Below are 18781 nucleotides of genomic sequence, written 5' to 3'. Positions count from 1 at the left end.
CCTCGTGCCCAGCCTGAGCGGAGGAGAAACGCTGTTCACAGGCCCGCCTCTCTCTTCCTCGGCTTGGTGTCGACCGTCTCGACGCGTCTCACCGCGTCTGGCACCTTCGGATCCAGGTTGAACAGCTCACGCAGTGCTTCCGCATAATGATCGCCTGCTGGGGACTCCGCGAGCTGCTTGACACGCACAGTGGGCTCATGGAGCAGTTTGTCCACCACGCGCCTGACGGTCTGGGTGACCTCGTCCCGGACGCGCCCGTCGATCTCGGGAACGCGTGAGACGAGCCGCCCCAGCTCCGCCTCGACCACCTGCGCCGCCTTGCTCCGCAGCGCGACCACGGTCGGGGTCACGCGGGCCGCGCGCTCGGCCGACAGGTAGGCGGAGACCTCGTCGGCGACGATCCCGCGCACTGCGGTGACCGCCTCGGCGAGCCCGCCGTCGTCGGTGGCGGCGATGATCGCGCCGTCCTGCATCGACTCCAGGTTGACGAGGGTCACGCCTGGGAGCCGCCGTACGGCGGGATCCACGTCATGCGGCAGGGCGAGGTCCAGCAGGAATATCGCCCTGGGCGTCAGCATGTCGGGGGTGATGACCACGTCGGTGGCGCCGGTGCAGGAGATGACCAGGTCGGCCTCGGCCAGCTCCGCCGTCAGATCGCCGAACTCGGCGGCCCGGCCGCCGACCGTCTGCGCCAGCCGTACGGCGCGGTCGTGGGTCCGGTTGACCACCACGATGTCGGTGACGCCGGTCCGCTGCAGGGTCGCGGCCGTCAGGGCGCTCATCGAGCCCGCGCCGACCACCAGGGCCCGCTTGCCCTGGATCGGGCCGAGGGCGCGCTCGGCGAGGGTGAGCCCCACGCCGACCAGCGAGGCGCCCGCCCGGTCGATGCCGGTCTCGGTGTGGGAGCGCTTGCCCACCCGCAGTGACTGCTGGACGAGCTCGTTGAGCGTCGAGCCGACCGTGCCCTCTTCCTGGGCGAGCCTGAGCGCCGAACGCACCTGGCCGAGGATCTGCCCCTCGCCCACGACCATCGAGTCCAGGCCGGAACCGACCGAGAACAGGTGCTCGACGGCCCGGTCCTCGTAGTGCACGTAGAGATGATTCGCGAGCTGCTCCATGGGGACACCCGAATGGGTGCTGAGCAGCTGTGACACGCCGGTCACCGCGGCGTGGAACCGATCCACCTCGGCGTAGATCTCGACCCTGTTGCAGGACGAGACGATCATGGCCTCGGCGACGTGGTCGTCCTGCTGAACGTCGTGGAGCAACTTCACCAGCGCGTCACCGGAGACGGACACCCGCTCCAGCAGGGCCACCGGAGCCGTCCGGTGGCTCAGACCGACGACGAGAACGCTCATCGGCCCTCCCCCGCTCTCCGTGAACGAATGTGGTCTCTCATGCCTGCCGTGCCGGAGACTCTGACGATGTGGGAGATGCTGTGTTCACGTCCACCGGCTCGCTCGCCGTACTCGTTCACAAGTCCACCGCCTCGGGCCACTCCTCGGCCATCGCGGGCCCCCCAGTCATTCGATCCGTTTTGCGCTGCTCATGGAACGCAAGGATCTGCAATTCAATTGATAGGTCGACTTTACGGATATCGACGCCTTCAGGCACGGCAAGTACGACAGGAGCGAAGTTCAGGATGCTGGTGACCCCTACGGCGATGACCCGCTCGGCCACCTGCTGTGCCGCCGCCGCCGGTGTCGCGAGCACCACGATCGACACTCCCCGCCGCCTGATCACGGCTTCCAGCTCGTCGATGTGCTCCACATTCAATCCCGCTATGTGGTCGCCCACCACTTCGGGGTCGGCGTCGAGAAGCGCCGCGACCCGGAATCCGCGGGAGACGAACCCGCCGTAGTTGGCGAGCGCACGCCCGAGGTTACCCACTCCGACGATGGCCACGGCCCAGTCCTGGGTCAGGCCCAGCTCGCGGGAGATCTGGTAGACGAGGTATTCGACGTCGTAGCCGACCCCGCGGGTGCCGTAGGAACCCAGGTGGGAGAGGTCTTTGCGGAGTTTCGCCGAGTTGACGCCCGCGGCGGTGGCGAGGTCTTCGGAGCTCACTGTCGCCAGCCCCCGTTCAGCCATGCCGTTCAGGGCTCGCAGATAGAGCGGCAGCCGGGCGACGGTCGCCTCGGGTATGCCACGTTCGCGAGCTTGGGACAGACGGCGAATCACGTGCCGAAGCTCCAGGGGGACAGGCGTCCGGCGCGACCCGGACGCGACGGATGACGAGGTGAGGCCACTGACATCCAGGTTAGTCCCTTTGTGAACCGATGCACAAAGTGAGTGTGCACAACATCGAGGGCGACGCCCGTCGAGACGCAGACCGGATCTTGATGGAGATGCCGGTCAGAGTCTCCATCCCTTCGCTGGTCAGGACGTCGGCCGATGGGCCGGCGCGCCACCGGCCACCGGTGGCCTCCCCGTCCTCCCCGGTTCGGGTCACGGCCCCGGATCGCCGGTCCGGTCCCGGGATTCGGCTACCGTGGCGGTCATGTCACCGCGAGACCATCGCATCACATTGCTCGGCAAACCCGGCTGCCACCTGTGCGACGACGCCCGGGCGGTGGTCGAGCGGGTCGCCATGGAGCTTGGCGTCCCCTGGGACGAACGCGACATCACCGCCTCCGAGGACGACCAGGCCGCCTACGGGGAGATGATCCCGGTCACCCTGATCGACGGCGTCCAGCACGACTTCTGGCGCGTGGACGAAAATCGCCTGCGCGCCGCGCTCAACGCCTGAAGACCGTCGGGAGCGGCACCACCTTGGCGGCGTTCACATCGAGCTCGATCACGTTGGTGGCGAGCACCATGGCCTGCCGCTCCCTGACAAAACGCTCCACGTGGGGCTGGCGCTGGTGCTCGGTGTAGGCGACCTCGTCGCGATAGAGCTCGTAGACGATGCGCTGGAGCGGCGCCGACTTCACCGAGTGGCAGGCGTAGATCAGCGTGTCGGGCTCGGCGCCCCGGACGGCCTCGACCGTCTCCTCGGCCAGCCGGTTGAACATCTCGCCGGTGCCGTCGATCAGGGTGAACACCGTCAGCATGCCGAAGATACTGGGTGAGATCCGGCCGGATCCACCCGGCTGCTCGATCATTCCTCCCGGGCCCGGATACATCGCACCGGTGGAGGGCACGCCGCCGTACCCCTGCTCGGCGACCTGGCCGTAACCGCGAGAGCCGCGTCCCTGTCCCTGCTCGGCGCCCTGGCCGTATCCTCGGGAGCCGGCGAGGCCCTGGCCGTAACCGGGCGGGCCGCCGAGCCCCTGCTCCGCGGCGGGATCGTAGACGGGTGCGCCGCCGAAGGCCTGGTCGGCGGGCATGGGCTGGAGACTGCCGGATCGCCCGCCGGACGGGTCGGGCATGGCGAACTCGCCGGTGGCGGGCCCCACGGGCCTGCCGAACTCGCCGGTGCCCGGCCCGACCGGTCTGCCGTACTCGCCGGTGCCCGGCCCCACGGGCCTGCCGTACTCGCCGGTGCCCGGTCCGGCGGGCCTGCCCGCGGAGGGGTTCGCCGGCATGCCGAACTCGTTGAGCGGGACGTTGTACTCACCGGTCGCGGGATCGGCGGACGGCATGCCGAACTGGCCGGTCGTGGGGGGACGCTGGGTGAAGTCGTTGCCGGCGGAGGGACCGGTGGGCGGGTCGGCGAGCGGCATGCCGTACTCGCCCGCCATGAACATCCCGGTGGCGGGCCCGCCGAACCTGTCGCCGGGCGGGGGCTGCTGCTGCATCCGCGCCGCGTAGTCGACGTCCTGCTCGCCCGCGCGATACTCGGCGACCAGATCGCCGAGACCCGAGCGGCTGGAGGACTCCTCGGGCAGGAGACGGCGGCCCGCGACCTGCACATCCCGGGCCGGCTGATCGGGGGTCTGGCGGCGGGAGACCGGCGGCCGGCTCTCCCAGTCGTCCTCGTCCTCATCCTCGTCTTCGTCCTCGTAGGGCGCGAGGGGGCGGAGAACGGCGTACCAGACGGCGGCGGCGGTCACGCAGAGTAAAAGCGCGCCGAACATTCCGGGCACCTTAAAACTTACGGATCCGACGAGGGCGAGGCCCGTGGGAGCGAGCACCAGCAGGGCGTGCATGTTGTCGGCGTCGTAGTCGTCACCACCGCGCCAGCGCACGACCGCGAGCACGAGGCCGGCCAGCAGGCCGATCGCGACCACCGCATGGACCGCGAAGAGCAGGTAGGACGGCGGCAGGCCCCAGTGAACGCTTCCGGCCGGGAGCTCCTTGGTGAAGGATTTCTCCGCCAGCAGCGGATCGACCATCATGATCACTGCGGCGATGAGGGTGAAGGCGACCCCCAGAAGCCAGGAGGCGAACCTGGCCGCGGACTTCCGTGCCAGCAGCTGAACGACCCCGACGGCCAGCCACATGGGGGCCAGCAGAGATCCGGTCAGCTGGTAAATGCGGAATGTTGCCGGTCCGAATGTAAGCAGATAACCAGCGGCGATTACCCCGAGTGACACGGAGAGCGACGCCGTTGTGACACTCCAGGCGATCAGCCAACCCTTGGGCTCGCTACGGAGCCGGGCGATGAGAGCGACGGTGGCGATGGCTGCGAGCAGTGCACCGGCGAGGGCGATGACAGCGACGAGGACTTCCATGGTGTCTCCAATGCTGCCGGACATTACCCCCTAACCGGTAGCCGAACTCATAGTCGGCTCCCCGGACCGGCCCGAAACAACCGGCCCCACACCGTATCCGTCGATTACCCCCAGTCACGACGGACCCAAGTGGATTGTGGAATTACCGGTTCATTTCTAGAGTGATCGAGCACGCCGTACCCCCTTCCCCTCAGGGATACCGGATGCCAGACACGTGGCCGCTTGCCGGACCCCTCCCCGCGACTGCCGGGGTGGCCCAGCCCGTCCGCAGTAATGAGCTCGCCGTACGCGAGGATGCCTCGGATGACCTCCGGAGGCTTGTTCTGCGTGCCAAAACCGGAGACACGGAGGCATTTGGCACGCTCTATGACCGATATCTGAACCTGGTCTACCGCTACGTCTACTTCCGGGTCGGCTCACACCCGCTGGCCGAGGATCTCACGAGCGAGACCTTCCTCCGCGCGCTTCGCCGAATCGCCGACTTCACCTGGCAAGGACGTGATTTCGGGGCATGGCTCGTGACCATCGCCAGGAACTTGATCACCGATCACTTCAAGTCCGGCAGGTACCGCCTTGAGGTTTCGACGGCCGAGGTGATCGACACCCCGCTCGACGGCCCCCACATCCCGGAGAACGCCGTCGTCACCGCGATGGTCAGCGACCGGGTGCTCAGTGCCGTCCGGGACCTCGGTCCCGAGCAGCAGGAGTGTGTCGTCCTGCGTTTCCTTCACGGCATGTCCCTGGCGGAGACCGCGCTCATCATGGGCAAGAAGAGTGGAGCGATCAAGGCGCTGCAGTTCCGTGCGATCCGGGCGCTCGCTCGTGCGCTTCCCCCCGATCTCAGCTGATGACTCCCTTGGACCGTGCCCGAGGCGGATCACCATGCCGATGGTGAGGTATCGCGTAACCTGGCGTGCCAAGTCGTCGTTAGGCAAGTGGTATCGATAGATCATGCGCTGGGGGCGGCAGGGAGAGTTCATGGGTAAGTGGCTGCCCGGAATCTCACGGAGGTCGCAGACACGCATCCAAAATCGCGTGTCGCGGCTTGGTGCCCGCATGGCAGGCGGTCCCCGCCTGGAGTTTCGCGCCCGGCTCCGGGAGCAGCTCATGGAGATGCCCATGGAGGAGGACCTCCAGGAGCGGCAGGTCTTCCCCTCGCGGCCGAGGCCTCGTGTGGGCCTGTTCTCCCGGCTGCTGTGCGCGACGTTGGCGGTTTCGATGGTCATGGCGGGGATCCTGACCTACGAGTCGATGCCCGGAGACACCTTCTATCCGCTCAAACGCGCCGCCGAGAACACCCTGTTCCACCTGAGCAGCGACGACGCCGAGCGGGCCGACCGCTCCTTCGACTACGCGGAGACCCGCGCCCAGGAGGTCGAGGAGCTCCTGGGCTCCAACCAGGGCAAGAACGATCTGATCGGGGAGACCCTCCAGGCGATGGAGGAGACCACCCGCTCCGCGGTCACCTCCCTCACGCAGGTACGGCGCCGCGATGCGAAGAGCGCCGGAGAGCTCAAGCGTTTCGTCCAGAAGCAGCGCCACCAGATCGAGGGAATGCTTCCCAGAATGGACGCGGAGGATCAAAAAAAGGCCAACGGCTACCTCACCTACATCGACGGCCTGGCCGCGCCCAATTAACCTGTTCCGATGGCTCCGGTGATCTCTCGCTCCGCCAAGACGTCACGCTCCGCTAACACGACGTATACCGATTTCACCCGCACATGCCAGTTAAGCTGAGGTGCTATGAGGCGGCTACTACGACGGCGTGGCGAAGCGGAAATAGCTGGAGAGGTGGCGGCCGCGGCAGCTGTCGCGATGCCGATGGCCGAGCCCGACCCGACGACCGCCGCCTTTTTCGACGTCGACAACACCATGATGCGCGGCGCCTCCATCTACCATTTCGCCCGGGGCCTCGCCTCACGCGGACTGTTCACCAGCAGGGACCTGCTCAAGTTCGCGCTCGGCCAGGCTGTTTTCCGGGTCCGGGGCAACGAGAATCCCGATCACATCGCCCAGGCCAGGGAGACCGCCCTGGCGTTCGTGGCGGGCAGCAGGGTGGAGGAGATCGTCCGGCTCGGCGAGGAGATCTTCGACGAGGCCATGGCCGACCGGATCTGGCCCGGCACCCGCGCCCTCGCCCAGAGCCACCTGGACGCCGGGCAGCGCGTCTGGCTGGTCACCGCGACCCCCGTGGAACTCGCCCGTGTGATCGCCCAGCGCCTCGGCCTGACCGGCGCCCTCGGCACCGTGTCCGAGACCAAGGACGGCGTCTACACCGGCCGCCTGGTGGGCGACCTGCTCCACGGCCCCGCCAAGGCGGAGGCGGTCCGGGCCCTGGCCCGCATGGAGGGCCTCGACCTGTCCCGCTGCCACGCCTACAGCGACTCGGCCAACGACCTGCCGCTGCTCTCGCTGGTCGGCCACGCCACCGCGATCAACCCCGATGCCGAGCTGCGCTACTACGCGAAAGAGCGCAATTGGGATATCAGGGACTTCCGTACCGGCCGTAGGGCCACGATGATCGCTCTGCCCATCGCCGCGAGCGCCGGGGCCATCGCCGGTGGCGTCGCCGCCGCCATCGCCCTGCGCCGCCACTACCGCGGCTGAGCCCCCGTACGGCGCGCTCGAAAGGCTGAGCCTCCCGTACGGCGCTCAGAAGAAGGGTGGGAAGGCGTGACCACGCTGGAGACGGAGCTCGTCCAGCTGTTGCTGGATGACCTCGCGGACCTGGTCGGTGAGGTTGAAGACCAGCATGGGATCGTCCGCCTCTGAGGGGTCGAACTGGTCGGTGCGGATGGGCTCACCGAAGCCGATCATCCATTTCGACGGGAGCGGGACCAACCCCAGAAGCCCGAACCAGGGGAACAGCGGAGTGATCGGCAGGTACGGCAGGCCGAGGGTTCTGGCCAGGAAGCGCAGTTCGCCGATCTTGGGGTAGATCTCCTCGGCTCCCACGATGGAGCAGGGGACGATCGGGACCCCGGCCCGGATGGCCGAGGCGACAAAGCCGCCGCGGCCGAAACGCTGCAGCTTGTAGCGCTCGGTGAACGGCTTGCCGACACCCTTGAAGCCCTCGGGGAAGACCCCGACGAGCTCGCCCTTGCGGAGCAGGCGGTCGGCGTCCTCGCGACAGGCCAGGGTGTGCCCGGTCTTGCGTGACAGGTGACCGAGCACCGGAAGCTTGTAGACCAGGTCGGCGCCGAGGAGACGGATCGCGCGGCGCTCGGGGTGGTCGTCGTGCAGGGCGACCTGGAGCATGAGCCCGTCGAGCGGGACGGTGCCCGAGTGGTTGGCCACGATGAGGGCGCCCGAGTCGTCCGGCACGTTCCGCATGCCGACGGTCTCGACGCGGAACCAGCGCCGGTACAGCGGGCGGATCAGCTCCAGCAGCACCTTGTCGGTGAGCTCCCGGTCGAATCCGAACTCGTCGACCTCGTACTCGCCCGAGAGGCGACGCCGCAGGAAGGCCAGAAACTCGGCGAGACGGTCGTCATCGTCCGGCAGGGGCTCGGGGAAGGGCTCGTGGGAAGGCTCCCGGGAGGAACGGGCCCGGGTGATGGGAATCACCTCGGCGTCCTCCAGATGCTCGGGTTCGCCTGCCATCTCGGTCACCTCGTCGCCACCGCCTGGAACAACAGATCCGTCACGGCCGCGGGGAGCCCGCCGGCCAGGTCGCGCGCGCGGACGAAATCCTCGAAGGCGGCGGCGGTGGAGAACTTGGGCTTCCAGCCGAGTGCCGTGGCCAGCAGGGTGGTGTCCACCACGCGGCCGTGACACATCAGGCGGAGCTGCTCGGGAGAGAAGTCGACGAGTCCGGCGCTGCGGGCGAGCTCGCCCATGAGACGGAACGCCGAAGAGGGCACGGGCAGCGAGAGCAGACCGGCCCTGCGGGCGCACTGCGACAGGAGCAGCACGCCGTCCCCGGACACGTTGAACGTGCCGGGATGATCCTCCGTCGCCATCCGCCGGAGCACCTCGACCGCGTCGTCCTCGTGGACGAACTGCAGCCGGGGGTCGAAGCCGAAGACGGTCGGCAGGAGGGGCTGGGTGAAGTAACGGGTCAGTGGGGAGTCGACGCCGGGTCCCATGAAGTTGGCGAACCTGAGCGTCGACACTGCCACGTCACGCCGACGCCTGGCGAAGCCGCGGACGTAGCCCTCCACCTCGGAGGCGTCCTTGGCATAGCCGTGAGTCGGCGGCTCGCCCGGCTCGGCGTCCTCGGTGAAGACAGCCGGGTCGTGCGAGGACGAGCCGTACACCGCGGTGGTCGAACGCACGACGACACGGCGGACCGTCGCGGACCGCTGACAGGCACCGAGCAACTGCATGGTGCCTATGACGTTGTGCTCTTTCATGAGCGCCCGGCCGCCGCTCCGGGGAGGAGCGCTCACCAGACTCATGTGAACGACGGTGTCGATGTCGGCGGCCGCGATCACCTGAGCGATGTCGGGGCTGCGTAGATCGACGCGGACGAACTCCGTCCGGCCGAGAGGTACGCCGCCATCACGTGAGAGCGAGGGCGGCGGCACCGTATCTACTCCGATGACCCGGTCGATGTCCGGGTCAGCCGCGAGAACGCTCGCCACTCGGGCGCCGATGTGGCGCGAGACCCCGGTGACAAGCACGGTGTGGGTCATCGGCGCCTCGCAAGTCCGCGTTACTACTTCTTGTTACGCCGCTGAATACGGGTCTTCTTCAGAAGCTTGCGGTGCTTCTTCTTCGCCATGCGCTTACGGCGCTTCTTGATCACAGAGCCCACGGGACCCCCAGGTAGCTGGTAGCCGAGATTGTTAAACCGGTGCGCGAACACACACCGGGTCAACAGCCTACCGGCGATCCACGGTAGATCGCCCCTGGGAGACCCCGGGCACTTGAACTCACGACGTCATGACGTCGCTACCTCAGAGAAGCACGAGCCCGTCACATACCGGTTCGGACCGGGAGGAGCGGCATCCGCAAGCCACTCACCACTCCTCGTTGCCTCGCGGCCGGCTCGTCGCTCTCCGGCCACTCGGCACAATGTGTCGAGGTCCCCCTGCTTCAACCCGCCTCGATGTAGGCATCCCTGAGATAGTCGTGCACCTTCTGCTCCGGCACTCGGAAGGATCGACCGACCCGGATGGCCGGCAGCTCGCCCGAATGCACGAGTCGGTACACAGTCATCTTGGACACCCTCATGACAGCGGCCACTTCTGCCACCGTCAGGAACTTCACCTCGCTGAGAGGTCTTTCGCCTGCACCCATCGGACGCCTCTTCCGCACGTGTTTCCGGGTTATCCCCACTGGTGCCATTGCTCACGCACGTGTACTGCCGTCAGCGTAAGTCGGGACTCCGAGTGCGCAAACCCCCTATTTTCTCAACCTACGTAGTCCCATGTCAGCGAAACGGATGAAATCGCTGGCCAGCAGCCGGACCGTGCCCCTCGCCTTGATCTTGGAACGGACCAACTGTCTCCTATTAGAGTCGCCCACAATCCTCAAAAAGTTGGCAAACGGTCGGCGAGCTACGTGGAATGCAGGCGCGAAAAGCCCGTATAGGGATGACCCAATTTGCGCATCCCCCGTCTCAGAGGGCTCGCACGACCCTCTCTACCAAGTGGTGCGTCAGCGGTTCGTAATATCTGGGCAGCACGTTGTCATCGAGCGGGACGGTCACCGCGATCTTGCCTTCCGCCTCCCCGACGAAGAGCGCGGGGTCGTTGCTGTCGGCGAATCCGACCGTGAGGATCCCCGCCTCGCCGGCCGCACCGGCCCAGCCGTGATCGGCGATGACCAGGTCGGGACGCTCGTCGCCGAATTCGGCGATCATGGCCCGCATCGGGGCCGGGTCGTGGGTGTGCACGAAGGCGCCCCGGTCGTCCAGCATCGCGACGTCGTCCATGTAGCGGACCTTGCGCTTGCGGCCGAACCCGTTGCCCCAGTAGGACCAGCCCTCGGCCGTGCTCATCAACGTGGCGCCGCGCTCCCGCACCAGCCGTGCGAGGGCCATGTGGACGGTGAGCAGACCGGTGGGATGCCCGGTGGCGATCAGGATCCTGGGATTCCCGCCCCGGAGCACGCTTGCGATCGCGTCGCCCATCCGCTCGGTCGCCTCGATCGTGCGGTCGGGGTCGATGGTGTCCTGGCCCTCGCGGTGACCGGGGTCGGCCACCACGCCGGCGGACTTGGCCATCAGCTCCAGCACGTCCCTGTAGGACCATCTGCCGTCCGGCGTCAGCCCGAACATGTGGTGGGGGTCCCGGTTGGCCAGCGACCGGTAGTGGTCCAGGTTGTTCTCCCGGCTGGTCGCCACCTCACCGGCGATACGGGTGCGGATCAGGTGCTCGCGAAGGTCGTCGACCGTCGACGGCGATGCGTCCTGTCCCGTCGCGAGTACCGACAGCCGCTGACCTCGCTCGTCGCTCATCCGCTCATCCTCTTTTCAGTTGCGACGCCGCTCTGACTGCGACACCGCGCATCGCGACTCGGGCGCCGGCGACCGGTGGTCTCCCTCGCGGGCCCGTCTTGCCTCCCGCGGATCCCCGAGTTCCCAGGACCGGTCCACCGGCGCGCCCGATGGTCAGGGGAGGGGATCCAGTCCGTGGAAGGGAAAGACGGCGTTTCTGGTCGCCATGATGGCCCGATCGATCCCGTCTGCTGGGTCATAACCAGTAGAGAAATCACGAAATTCCGGATGCCTGCCATCGGTCAGCGTCAACGGTGCCGTCTGCCCGGTCCGCTCCTTGACAAACCGGCGCCAGGCCTCGGGAGTGGCGGTGGCGGGATCGAGCGGGTGCCCCGAGACCTCGGCGATCAGGTGGGTCCACGCCCGGGGCACGACCTGCACCAGCTCGTACCCTCCGCCGCCGGTGACGATCCACCGCCCGCCCGCGGTCTCGTGGGCGAGCCTGTGCAGCGCCTCGTACGCGGTGCGCTGGCCGTCCACGCTGAGCATCAGGTTGGCCAGAGGATCCAGGGCATGGCTGTCGCAGCCGTGCTGGGTGACCAGGATCTCGGGGGCGAACTCCCGCAGCAGCGGCGGCACCACCGCGTGGAAGGCCCTCAGCCAGCCGCTGTCGCCGCATCCGGCGGGCAGGGCCACGTTGACCGCGGTCCCCTCCGCGCCGGTCTCCTGAGGGAAACCAGTGCCGGGGAAGAGCGTGCGAGGGCTCTCGTGGAGGCTGATGGTGAGAACCCTCGGGTCGTCGTAGAACAACGACTGGACGCCGTCCCCGTGGTGCACGTCCACGTCCACGTAGGCGATCCTGGAGGCTCCCTGGGCCAGCAGCCAGGCGATCGCCGCCGCCGGGTCGTTGTAGACGCAGAACCCGCTCGCCGTGGCGGCCATCGCGTGGTGCAGGCCCCCCGCGACGTTCACCGCGTGCTCGACCTCGCCCCTCCACACCGAGCGGGCCGCCTCCAGGGTGGCACCGGTGATCAGCGCGGACGCCTCGTGAACCCCGGCGAAGGCGGGGTTGTCCGCGGTGCCGAGCCCGTGGGACAGGTCGGGCCGTCCCGTCGCGGAGACCCACTTGACGGCCTCGATGTAGTCACGCTTGTGGACGAGCGCCAGCTCTTCGTCGGTGGCGGGCGCGCACCCGGTCATCTCGACCCGCTCCAGCACGCCGAGCTCCCTGGCCAGCGCCATGGTCAGCTCGACACGGACGGGTGCGAGCGGATGCCCCGGCCCGAAGTCGTAGGAGGTGAGCGCATCATCCCAGACGACCCGCACGGATCGGCTCATGGATCCCTCCCGTTCGGCTGCGTGTCCCGACAGACCTCGATCTTCCCCGCTTTCGGCCGACGTTACCGCACGAATTCGGAAGCCGGTTTACATGGACTTCATGGAGGAGAAGGCCGTTTTGATCCGAGCGAAATATCTGGACTTATTCCGTTAAAAACAGCGCCCTTCGCGGGCGTACGGCGTGCCGTACGGTCGAGGCATGCGCTTGCACGCCCCCCGCGCCGCATGGCGGTTCCTCAAGCGCCCTCGCGTCCAGGACACGCTGCTCGCCGGGCTGGTCCTCCTTCTGGAGGGATCGGCGATGCTCCGTTCCCATCTGGGCGACCCACGGGGCCAGGTCATCGGCGGCGCGATCGCCGCGGCCGGCTGCCTGGCCCTCCTCGCGCGGCGGAGCCGGCCCGCCGCCGTCGTGGTGGTCGCCCTGGCCCTGGACCTCGCGGGCGTCGCCGCCGGCGTCGACGGCCCGGGCACCACGCCCGGCGTCGTCGCCCTCTACAGCGCGGGCCGTCACGCCCCGAACAGGACGGCCTGGCTCCTCGCGGGCGCCGGCGCCTGCACCTACCTGGCCGGCATGGTGCTGGTCGTCCCCCCGCTCCCCGGAAACCAGACCGTCCCCGTGCTGGGGGCGTTCCTCTACGTCGGGCTGGGCCAGTACGTCCGGTTCCGGGGAGAGCTCAGGCAGCGCGGGCAGCGCGAGGCTGCCGAGAACGCGGTGCGGGCCGAGCGCCGTCGCATCGCCCGCGAGCTGCACGACGTCGTGGCCCACCACATCAGCGTGATCACCGTGCTCATGGGCGCGGCCAGGACGACGGTGCCGGCCGATCCCGGCAAGGCCCAGGAGACCCTGCTCACGGCCGAGCGGACGGCGCGGACCGCGATGGCGGAGATGCGCCGGCTCCTGCACGTGCTCCGCGCCGAAGACGGCGAGCAACCGGAGAACCAGGCGGGCGTCGGGGCCGCGGCGCTGCCTGAACTGGTCAGGCAGGCCGCGAGCGCCGGGCTGCCCGCGCGGCTGGAGGTGACCGGGGAGGCGGTGGCGCTGCCCTCGGTCGTGGACCACGCGATCTACCGGATCGTCCAGGAGTCCCTCACCAACACGCGCAGGCACGCTCGCGGCGCCCGTTCCAGCGTGCGGCTCACCTACCTGCCGGACGCGGTCGAGGTGGAGGTCCTGGACGACGGCCTGGGCGCGAAGACGGCTCCGGGCGGCGGGTTCGGGCTGGTCGGCATGGCCGAGCGGGTGGCGCTGTCCGGGGGCGAGCTGCGGACCGGGCCCCGGCGCGAAGGCGGCTTCGGGGTGCACGCCCGGTTCCCGCTGCCCGGAGCCGCGAGCCTGGGAGCGGAGGCCCAGCCGGGGGCGTGAGCCGTACCGTGCTCCCAGGGTCAGAACCCTTCGCGGGGCGGAGGATATCCGGCCGGGGCGCGGCGAGCCTGGAATCATGATTCAAGCAACGGAACTCACAAAACGGTACGGCTCGACCGTCGCCGTGGACGAGCTGTCGTTCACCGTGGAGAGCGGCCGGGTGACGGGTTTCCTCGGGCCCAACGGCGCGGGCAAGTCGACCACCATGAGGATGGTCCTCGGGCTCGACCGTCCGACGAGGGGCGCGGTCCACATCGACGGCTCGCCGTACCGCGAGCTGCGGCACCCGCTGCGCAAGGTCGGCGCGCTGCTGGACGCCAATGCCGTCCACGGCGGGCGCACGGCCCGCGACCACCTGCTCTGCCTGGCACAGGGGAACTCGATCCCGGCCTCGCGGATCGGTGAGGTCCTGGACCTGGTCGGCCTCGCGGAGGTGGCCGGGCGGCGGATCGGCGGATTCTCCCTGGGCATGTCCCAGCGGCTCGGCATCGCCGCGGCGATGCTCGGCGACCCGGAGGTGCTGCTGTTCGACGAGCCGGTGAACGGGCTGGATCCCGAGGGCATCCTGTGGATCCGCACGCTGATGCGGAAACTGGCGGCCGAGGGCCGCACGGTCTTCGTCTCCAGCCACCTGATGAGCGAGATGGCCCAGACCGCCGACCACCTGATCGTGATCGGCCGGGGCAGGCTCATCGCCGACTCGGGAATGGGCGCGTTCATCGACCGCAGCGCGCAGTCCTACGTCCGGGTGGGCTCGCCGAGATCGGCCGAGCTCGCGGCGCTCCTGTCGGCGGCGGAGCCGTCCGGGAACTCCATGTCGAAGTCGTCCAGGGACTCGGTGGCGGCGGTGAACCCGTCGGAGCCGCCCGCGGACCCGGCGGTGGAGTCGCACGGAGACCACCTGCGGGTGACGGGCATGACGGCGGCGAAGATCGGCGAGGTGGCCGCGGCGGCCGGGATCGCGCTGCACGAGGTGACGCTCGTCCAGCCGACGCTGGAGGCGGCCTACATGGAGCTGACCAGGGACAGCGCACAGTACACAGCGGAAGGGACGACGGCATGAACGGGGTGAGCGGGATGAACGCGATACTGCTCGGCGAATGGACCAAGATGCGCTCGGTGCGCTCCACGATGTGGACGCTGCTCGCCACGGCGGTGCTGATGATCGCCGGCGGCGTGGCGTTCTCGATGATCATGACCGCGTCGTGGGACAACCTGGCCCCCCAGATGGCGACCGCGTTCGACCCCACATCGATCAGCCTGTTCGGCGCCGGCTTCGCGGCACTGGCCGCGGCGGCGCTCGGCGTGCTGGTGATCAGCGGCGAATACCGGACGGGCATGATCCGTACGACGTTCCTCGCCGTGCCCCGGCGGTTGCACGTGCTGGCGGCCAAGGCCGCGGTCCTCACGGTCACGGTCCTCACCGTGACCGCGGGAGCGTCGCTCGTGTCCTTCCTCGCCGGCCAGGCGCTGCTGGCGCCCACCGGCTCGCAGGCGTCCCTGGGGGATCCCGGCGTGCTCCGCGCCGTCCTGGGGACCGGGCTCTACCTGACGGCGAGCGGCCTGTTCGGGCTGGCGGTCGGCGCGCTGATCCGGCACGCGGCAGGGGCGATCGTCGCGGTCATCGCCCTGATCTTCGTTCTGCCTCCGATGGCGTCCGCGCTGCCCGGCGGATGGGGCCGGTACGTCACCGTCAACGCCGGTCAGCAGATCATGGCCACGCGGACGGCCGAGGGGGCGCTGGGACCGTGGACCGGATTCGGCGTGTACTGCGCCTGGATCGCGGTGACGATGATCGTCGCCGCGGTCCTGATGAACCGCCGTGACGCGTAGGCCGCCCCGGCAGTGAAGGGCCGCGATGTGATCGGCGCCCAGGGCCATCACCCCCGCATGGCCCTGGGCGCCGGGCCCCACGCCCCACGTGACCCGGGCGTCGAACCGCGATCCCCGCGACTCCAGGCCTGGTCCGCGATTCCCTGCGACCCGGCCCCATCCGCCCCGTCGGCAGGCCGCGGGCCGCTCAGGCGGGGCTCGTCCTGCGCAGGCCCCGGATGGCGGGCACCAGGAGCAGGGTGGTGCAGCCGGCGACCGCCACGATCGAGGAGACGGTCAGCAGTTCCTGCGCCCCCACCACCTCGGCGACCGGGCCGGCGAGCACCTGGCCGACCGGGACGAACAGAGTGGATCCGGCGACCTCGTAGGCGGTGACCCGGTTGAGCGCCTCCGGCGGCACCTGGGTCTGGATGCTCGTGGCCCACATGACCGACCAGAACGCCCAGCCCGCACCGCCGATCGCGTGCGCGGCCATCATGACCGGGAGCGGCAGCGCGCCGGCGATGGACAGCGGCTCCAGCGCGAAGCCGAACAGGCCGATCGCCCCGGCCATCAGCGGCCGCCCCGGGCGGATCCGCATCGCGACCAGACCGCCGACGACGGTGCCCGCGCCGGAGGCGGACATGACCAGGCCGTAGGCGGCCTCGCTGAGCTGCTTGGTGACCAGCACCGAGCCCAGCGGGATCATCGGACCGAACAGGGTGACGCCGAAGACCGCCCAGACCAGGATCACCGACCACATCCAGGTCCTGGACCGGAACTCCTGCCAGCCGCCGCGCAGGTTGCGCCACATCGACTCCGCCGCGGGCGGGGAGGCGACCGCGGGGAGGCGCAGGAGGAGCAGGCAGACCGCGCTGGTCGCGAACCCGGCGGCGTCGATGGCGAAGACGATCCCGACGCCCGCGAAGCCGACGATGGCGCCCGCGACGCCCGGCCCGGCCAGCAGCATGATCGCCTCGGAGACCCGCAGGGTGGCGTTGGCCTTCTGCACGTCCCTGGCCACGCGCGGGACCGTGCTGGAGACCCCGGGCTGGTACATCGCGGCGGCGACGCCGTTGACCGCGGCGATGACCAGGATCTGCCAGAGCTGCGGATGGCCGAAGATGAACAGCGCCGCGCTGGTCCCCTGGGTCACCACCCGGACCGTGTCGGCGCCGATCATCATCCGGCGCGGCGTGAACTTGTCGGCGAACACCCCGCCGAACAGGATGAGCAGCGCGAAGGGCGCCATCCACGCGGCCAGCGCGAGCCCCACCCCGGTCGAGCCGTACCCGAGCCCGCCCACGCCGATCGCCGTGGCGAACGGGACCATCGCGGCGCCGAGCATGGAGACGGACCGCGCGGTGAAGAACAGGGTGAAACTCCGCGACCAGACCGCGGATCCCGCCTGTTCCCGCTGCTCGTCAGCGTGTACGGCCTGCGCCACGACTACCCCATTCCCACCGAAGTCCCGTGGAAATGATGCCCTATGTAGGAAAGTTTCCTAATAGAGGGGTATGTGAACGGAGGACGCGGTCAGCCCTCGGCGAGCTCGCGCCCGCGATTCCTGGCGGCCTCGATGGCGGCCAGGAAGGCGGCGCGGACGCTGTGCCGCTCCAGCTCCGCGATGGCCGCGATGGTGGTGCCTCCCGGAGAGGTGACCGCCTCGCGGAGGATCACCGGATGCTCGCCCGAGTCGCGGAGCATGATGGCCGCCCCGACGATCGACTGGGTGACCATGTCGAGGGCCGCCGCGCGGGGCATGCCGAGCAGGATGCCCGCGTCGACCATGGCCTCGACGAGGTAGAAGAAGTAGGCGGGGCCGCTGCCCGACAGCGCGGTGGCGGCGTCCTGCTGGGACTCGGGGATGCGCAGCACCTTGCCGACCGGCCGCAGCAGGTCCTCGGTGCGCCTGAGGTGCTCCTCGGAGGCGTGGGCGCCCGCCGAGATCACGCTCATCGCCTCGTCCACCAGCACCGGCGTGTTGGACATCACCCTGACCACCGGGATGTCGCCGCCCAGGCGCGACTCCACGAACGAGGTCGTGATGCCCGCCGCCGCCGAGATCACCAGGAGGTCCGCCGGAACGTGCGGGGCGATCTCTCCCAGCAGGGAGGCCATGTCCTGCGGCTTGACCGCGAGGATGATCGTGTCGGCGCTCTCGGCGGCCTCCGCGTTGGAGACCGTCCGCACGCCGTACCGCTCTTCGAGGTCCTTGGCACGCTCCGCGCGCCGCGCGGTCGCCAGCACGTCGCCAGGCTTGAACCCGGCCCGCAGCAGCCCCGACAGGAGCGCCTCGCCCATCTTGCCGGTTCCAAGAATCGCGATCATGGGAACACCTCGAAATCAGGAAGGCGGAAACTCCTCGCAGCCTATCGGCCGCTTCTCCCTGCGAAATCATTCGGGAAAAGCGACAGTGGCGCTGGACAGAGGTTGCCGGTGCGGGAGAAATGACATGAGCGTCACCCGGATCGATCTCGACGACGGCATCCTCGCCGAGGCGATGCGGATGCCGGATACCACCGTCGAAGAGGACGCGGTGAGCATCGTCCTTCGGGAGTATGTGGCGCGCGTGAAGCGCATCGAGGCGTTGGAGGCCCTCTCCGCCCGAGCGGCCCGAGGAGAGTTCGACGATGCGGAGAAAACGGCGAAAGCGCGCTGGGCGATCACGATCGAGGTCCGGCAGCGCGATATCGGAGTCCCCTGAACCTCCTGCGGCTCCGATCCGTTGTAGGGGCATGCGTATGATCGCGACCTCTCTTCTGGCCGGAAGCCTGCTGCTGGCCTCGGGCTGCGGCACCGAACCCAGCGCCGTGACCGCCACGGGCGCCGCTCCCTCACAGGCGGCTCCCTCCCAGGCCGCCCCCTCTCAGCCGGTGAGCCACACGGTGGCACCCCAGACCGAGCCCACGGGGGGCACTCCCAAACCGACCAAGCCCGAGGGACACACCGACAATCCCCGCAAGGTCAGGTGGCTGAAGGCCACGCCGTCCAAGGACCGCCGGAGCCTGCGGGTCGTCTGGTGGTCCGGGGTCGAGCCCTGCAACGTGCTCGACCGGGTCACCGTGCGCGAGACCTCCAAGAAGGTGACCGTCACCCTCTGGGAGGGCCCGAGCAGCAAGGTCCAGAACGTCGCCTGCATCGAGATCGCCATCCAGAAGGTGACGACCGTCAAGCTCAAGAAGCCCCTCGGCCACCGCAAGATCGTCGACGGCTCCCGGCTCTGACCGGACGGCCGCCGCGACAGGACCCGGCACCGACCAGGAG

Annotated in this window: 20 protein-coding genes; 9 read left to right on the top strand and 11 right to left on the bottom strand. The window is 69.1% G+C overall.

What is annotated here, in order from left to right; genetic code table 11:
• Positions 1 to 35: 35 nt before the first annotated feature.
• Together DKM19_RS00610 and DKM19_RS00605 are read right to left on the bottom strand one after the other, a co-directional pair.
• A complete protein-coding gene (locus DKM19_RS00610; protein WP_110694009.1) occupies positions 36 to 1358 on the bottom strand; it encodes a glutamyl-tRNA reductase in 1323 nt (440 codons plus the stop codon).
• Between the two features lie 115 nt (positions 1359 to 1473).
• Entirely contained in the window at positions 1474 to 2181 is a 708-nt protein-coding gene (locus DKM19_RS00605; protein ID WP_110694008.1) for a redox-sensing transcriptional repressor Rex, read from the bottom strand.
• A 319-nt stretch (positions 2182 to 2500) separates the two neighbouring features.
• On the opposite strand from DKM19_RS00605, the gene DKM19_RS00600 reads away from it, so the two are divergent.
• The gene (locus DKM19_RS00600; RefSeq protein ID WP_089209008.1) at positions 2501 to 2749 is read left to right on the top strand and encodes a glutaredoxin family protein; all 249 of its coding nucleotides are present in this window, start codon (positions 2501 to 2503) and stop codon (positions 2747 to 2749) included.
• Here DKM19_RS00600 and DKM19_RS00595 read toward each other — a convergent pair.
• Positions 2739 to 4385, bottom strand: coding sequence for an antibiotic biosynthesis monooxygenase (locus DKM19_RS00595; protein WP_162641169.1), 1647 nt, complete (start codon positions 4383 to 4385; stop codon positions 2739 to 2741). The two genes, DKM19_RS00600 and DKM19_RS00595, sit on opposite strands and share 11 nt — an antisense overlap.
• A gap of 434 nt (positions 4386 to 4819) precedes the next feature.
• On the opposite strand from DKM19_RS00595, the gene DKM19_RS00590 reads away from it, so the two are divergent.
• From DKM19_RS00590 to DKM19_RS00580, 3 genes are all read left to right on the top strand, one after another.
• Positions 4820 to 5464, top strand: a complete 645-nt coding sequence (locus DKM19_RS00590; protein ID WP_089208923.1) for a sigma-70 family RNA polymerase sigma factor — start codon at positions 4820 to 4822, stop codon at positions 5462 to 5464.
• Between the two features lie 208 nt (positions 5465 to 5672).
• Positions 5673 to 6254, top strand: a complete 582-nt coding sequence (locus DKM19_RS00585) for a DUF5667 domain-containing protein (protein WP_162641168.1) — start codon at positions 5673 to 5675, stop codon at positions 6252 to 6254.
• A 105-nt stretch (positions 6255 to 6359) separates the two neighbouring features.
• Positions 6360 to 7223 (top strand): HAD family phosphatase, encoded by an 864-nt coding sequence (locus DKM19_RS00580; RefSeq protein WP_110694005.1) that lies wholly within the window; start codon positions 6360 to 6362, stop codon positions 7221 to 7223.
• Positions 7224 to 7268: 45 nt separating this feature from the next.
• On the opposite strand, the gene DKM19_RS00575 is transcribed toward DKM19_RS00580, so the two are convergent.
• From DKM19_RS00575 to DKM19_RS00550, 6 genes are all read right to left on the bottom strand, one after another.
• Complete coding sequence (locus DKM19_RS00575; RefSeq protein WP_110705396.1) at positions 7269 to 8219, bottom strand: lysophospholipid acyltransferase family protein; 951 nt, start codon at positions 8217 to 8219, stop codon at positions 7269 to 7271.
• Between the two features lie 5 nt (positions 8220 to 8224).
• Positions 8225 to 9253: an NAD-dependent epimerase/dehydratase family protein gene (locus DKM19_RS00570; RefSeq protein WP_110694004.1), complete on the bottom strand. Its 1029-nt coding sequence runs from the start codon at positions 9251 to 9253 to the stop codon at positions 8225 to 8227.
• Between the two features lie 23 nt (positions 9254 to 9276).
• Complete coding sequence (locus DKM19_RS00565) at positions 9277 to 9375, bottom strand: 30S ribosomal protein bS22 (protein ID WP_018654693.1); 99 nt, start codon at positions 9373 to 9375, stop codon at positions 9277 to 9279.
• Positions 9376 to 9656: 281 nt separating this feature from the next.
• A complete protein-coding gene (locus tag DKM19_RS00560) occupies positions 9657 to 9860 on the bottom strand; it encodes a helix-turn-helix domain-containing protein (protein ID WP_089208927.1) in 204 nt (67 codons plus the stop codon).
• Between the two features lie 322 nt (positions 9861 to 10182).
• A complete protein-coding gene (locus tag DKM19_RS00555) occupies positions 10183 to 11022 on the bottom strand; it encodes a phosphatase (RefSeq protein WP_110694003.1) in 840 nt (279 codons plus the stop codon).
• Positions 11023 to 11175: 153 nt separating this feature from the next.
• Positions 11176 to 12339, bottom strand: a complete 1164-nt coding sequence (locus DKM19_RS00550) for an acetoin utilization protein AcuC (protein WP_110694002.1) — start codon at positions 12337 to 12339, stop codon at positions 11176 to 11178.
• A gap of 199 nt (positions 12340 to 12538) precedes the next feature.
• Here DKM19_RS00550 and DKM19_RS00545 point away from each other — a divergent pair, with 199 nt between their 5' ends.
• The 3 genes from DKM19_RS00545 (at position 12539) to DKM19_RS00535 (ending at position 15535) form a co-directional block, all read left to right on the top strand.
• On the top strand, positions 12539 to 13702 hold the full coding sequence (locus tag DKM19_RS00545; RefSeq protein ID WP_110694001.1) for a sensor histidine kinase: 1164 nt from the start codon (positions 12539 to 12541) through the stop codon (positions 13700 to 13702).
• Between the two features lie 76 nt (positions 13703 to 13778).
• On the top strand, positions 13779 to 14765 hold the full coding sequence (locus tag DKM19_RS00540) for an ABC transporter ATP-binding protein (protein WP_110694000.1): 987 nt from the start codon (positions 13779 to 13781) through the stop codon (positions 14763 to 14765).
• Positions 14762 to 15535 carry an ABC transporter permease gene (locus tag DKM19_RS00535; protein ID WP_162641167.1) on the top strand — a complete coding sequence of 258 codons (774 nt, stop codon included), beginning with the start codon at positions 14762 to 14764 and terminating at the stop codon, positions 15533 to 15535. Before DKM19_RS00540 ends, DKM19_RS00535 begins: the two co-directional genes overlap by 4 nt.
• Positions 15536 to 15722: 187 nt before the next feature.
• Here DKM19_RS00535 and DKM19_RS00530 read toward each other — a convergent pair whose 3' ends face one another.
• Together DKM19_RS00530 and proC are read right to left on the bottom strand one after the other, a co-directional pair.
• Positions 15723 to 16961 carry an MFS transporter gene (locus DKM19_RS00530; RefSeq protein WP_110693998.1) on the bottom strand — a complete coding sequence of 413 codons (1239 nt, stop codon included), beginning with the start codon at positions 16959 to 16961 and terminating at the stop codon, positions 15723 to 15725.
• Positions 16962 to 17050: 89 nt separating this feature from the next.
• Positions 17051 to 17845, bottom strand: a complete 795-nt coding sequence (gene proC, locus DKM19_RS00525; RefSeq protein ID WP_110693997.1) for a pyrroline-5-carboxylate reductase — start codon at positions 17843 to 17845, stop codon at positions 17051 to 17053.
• A 124-nt stretch (positions 17846 to 17969) separates the two neighbouring features.
• Here proC and DKM19_RS00520 point away from each other — a divergent pair, with 124 nt between their 5' ends.
• Together DKM19_RS00520 and DKM19_RS00515 are read left to right on the top strand one after the other, a co-directional pair.
• A complete protein-coding gene (locus tag DKM19_RS00520; protein WP_110693996.1) occupies positions 17970 to 18221 on the top strand; it encodes a type II toxin-antitoxin system VapB family antitoxin in 252 nt (83 codons plus the stop codon).
• A gap of 37 nt (positions 18222 to 18258) precedes the next feature.
• Positions 18259 to 18741, top strand: a complete 483-nt coding sequence (locus DKM19_RS00515) for a hypothetical protein (protein ID WP_110705395.1) — start codon at positions 18259 to 18261, stop codon at positions 18739 to 18741.
• Positions 18742 to 18781: the final 40 nt, after the last annotated feature.

The sequence above is a fragment of the Streptosporangium sp. 'caverna' genome (assembly GCF_003203775.1).
Lineage (GTDB): Bacteria > Actinomycetota > Actinomycetes > Streptosporangiales > Streptosporangiaceae > Streptosporangium > Streptosporangium subroseum.
This window is presented reverse-complemented; position numbering and strand designations above follow the sequence as displayed.

Excerpts from the sequence above, each read along its gene's own strand:
- proC (WP_110693997.1), bottom strand. The coding sequence starts at position 17,845 with ATGATCGCGATTCTTGGAACCGGCAAGATGGGCGAGGCGCTCCTGTCG.
- DKM19_RS00515 (WP_110705395.1), top strand. The coding sequence starts at position 18,259 with ATGATCGCGACCTCTCTTCTGGCCGGAAGCCTGCTGCTGGCCTCGGGC.
- DKM19_RS00520 (WP_110693996.1), top strand. The coding sequence starts at position 17,970 with ATGAGCGTCACCCGGATCGATCTCGACGACGGCATCCTCGCCGAGGCG.
- DKM19_RS00580 (WP_110694005.1), top strand. The coding sequence starts at position 6,360 with ATGAGGCGGCTACTACGACGGCGTGGCGAAGCGGAAATAGCTGGAGAG.
- DKM19_RS00555 (WP_110694003.1), bottom strand. The coding sequence starts at position 11,022 with ATGAGCGACGAGCGAGGTCAGCGGCTGTCGGTACTCGCGACGGGACAG.
- DKM19_RS00535 (WP_162641167.1), top strand. The coding sequence starts at position 14,762 with ATGAACGGGGTGAGCGGGATGAACGCGATACTGCTCGGCGAATGGACC.
- DKM19_RS00570 (WP_110694004.1), bottom strand. The coding sequence starts at position 9,253 with ATGACCCACACCGTGCTTGTCACCGGGGTCTCGCGCCACATCGGCGCC.
- DKM19_RS00575 (WP_110705396.1), bottom strand. The coding sequence starts at position 8,219 with ATGGCAGGCGAACCCGAGCATCTGGAGGACGCCGAGGTGATTCCCATC.
- DKM19_RS00595 (WP_162641169.1), bottom strand. The coding sequence starts at position 4,385 with ATGTGGCTGGCCGTCGGGGTCGTTCAGCTGCTGGCACGGAAGTCCGCG.
- DKM19_RS00590 (WP_089208923.1), top strand. The coding sequence starts at position 4,820 with ATGCCAGACACGTGGCCGCTTGCCGGACCCCTCCCCGCGACTGCCGGG.
- DKM19_RS00600 (WP_089209008.1), top strand. The coding sequence starts at position 2,501 with ATGTCACCGCGAGACCATCGCATCACATTGCTCGGCAAACCCGGCTGC.
- DKM19_RS00550 (WP_110694002.1), bottom strand. The coding sequence starts at position 12,339 with ATGAGCCGATCCGTGCGGGTCGTCTGGGATGATGCGCTCACCTCCTAC.
- DKM19_RS00540 (WP_110694000.1), top strand. The coding sequence starts at position 13,779 with ATGATTCAAGCAACGGAACTCACAAAACGGTACGGCTCGACCGTCGCC.
- DKM19_RS00545 (WP_110694001.1), top strand. The coding sequence starts at position 12,539 with ATGCGCTTGCACGCCCCCCGCGCCGCATGGCGGTTCCTCAAGCGCCCT.
- DKM19_RS00610 (WP_110694009.1), bottom strand. The coding sequence starts at position 1,358 with ATGAGCGTTCTCGTCGTCGGTCTGAGCCACCGGACGGCTCCGGTGGCC.
- DKM19_RS00585 (WP_162641168.1), top strand. The coding sequence starts at position 5,673 with ATGGCAGGCGGTCCCCGCCTGGAGTTTCGCGCCCGGCTCCGGGAGCAG.
- DKM19_RS00560 (WP_089208927.1), bottom strand. The coding sequence starts at position 9,860 with ATGGGTGCAGGCGAAAGACCTCTCAGCGAGGTGAAGTTCCTGACGGTG.